The sequence below is a fragment of the Bradyrhizobium sp. Mp19 genome (genome assembly GCF_029952935.1).
Taxonomy (GTDB): Bacteria; Pseudomonadota; Alphaproteobacteria; order Rhizobiales; family Xanthobacteraceae; genus Bradyrhizobium; species Bradyrhizobium elkanii.
This window is the reverse complement of record NZ_JASAUT010000175.1, coordinates 1-1006: the sequence shown is the minus strand read 5'-3', so window position 1 is coordinate 1006 and position 1006 is coordinate 1. Positions and strand designations below refer to the sequence as shown.

At 68.0% G+C, this 1006-nt stretch carries 1 protein-coding gene and 1 pseudogene; both read right to left on the bottom strand.

Annotation, left to right across the window (positions count from 1 at the left end; genetic code table 11):
* A partial coding sequence (locus QJT82_RS45435; RefSeq protein WP_281446732.1) for a cytochrome P450 occupies nucleotides 1-887 on the bottom strand: 887 nt, incomplete at its 3' end.
* A pseudogene (locus QJT82_RS45430) lies at nucleotides 887-1006 on the bottom strand (short-chain dehydrogenase); the annotation flags it as partial. The gene QJT82_RS45435 and the pseudogene QJT82_RS45430, both read right to left, overlap by 1 nt.

Genomic DNA, 1006 nt, shown 5'->3' with positions numbered 1-1006 from the left:
GTCGGCACCGTGCCCACGCGTTGCGCCTCCTCGACCAGGGCGTCCCACAGCCCAGGCTGCCGCGCCAGCTCGATCACCATCCAGGCCATCGTCGAGGCGGTGGTGTCGTGACCACCAAGCAGCAGCAAGCGGATATTGGCGACCAGGACGTCATCGGAAAGCGCATCGTCGCTGCGATCGAAGGCGCTCACCATGTCGTTGATCAACCCGGTGCGCGAGGCATGTTCGCGCGCGGCGCGGACGAACTCGCGCAACCGCGCATCGATCCAGTCACGGGCGGCGCGGCCGCGCCGCAAGGGCAGTCCGGGCAGGTCGACCGGGGGCGCGACGATCAACTGCAGCAGTTGCTGGTACTTGCGGCGCCATCCCGGCAGGTCCTGCGCGGGGATTCCCATGAGACTGAAGATCAGCTTAAGCATCAGATCGCCGGTTTCGCGCAAGATGGTTACGTCGCCGCGGTCGCGCCACCTCTGCACGCGCGCCCGGATGACGGGCGCGAACAGCTCGCCGATGCCGGCCTGGGTCAGCCCCTTGGGCAGAAGCGCCGCCTGGATCGCATCGCGCGCCTGCCGGTGCGCGATGCCGTCCTGGGTAACCAACGTTCCGCCAAACAATTCGGGCGCGATGTCTTCGATCAGCGCCGAGGATACGTCCTTGTGCCGGAGCAGTGCGAGAGCATCCGGATCCAGACTGGTCATCAGGTGTCCGGCAGGGCCGAAATCCAGCCAGAAGTGGTTGCCCAGCCTCCGTTCCGCGCGCCGCAGCAGGCGCGGCAGGTCGCAGACGACGGCGGGAAGATGACCGACCAAGGGGAAAGCGCCGGGCACGACCGGGATGTCGTGCCGTAGCCGATGCCGACGGTTCAGCGGGTTGAGCATCATGTCCATCAGCAGCGCAGCGACGTGTCCGCTTCGGCGGTCTCGCCGGAAGGCCGCGCGGCGCGGCTGTTGCCACCGTCGGCGTACGTCGGCACATGCGCCAGCATGCCGCCGTCGATGCACACGAC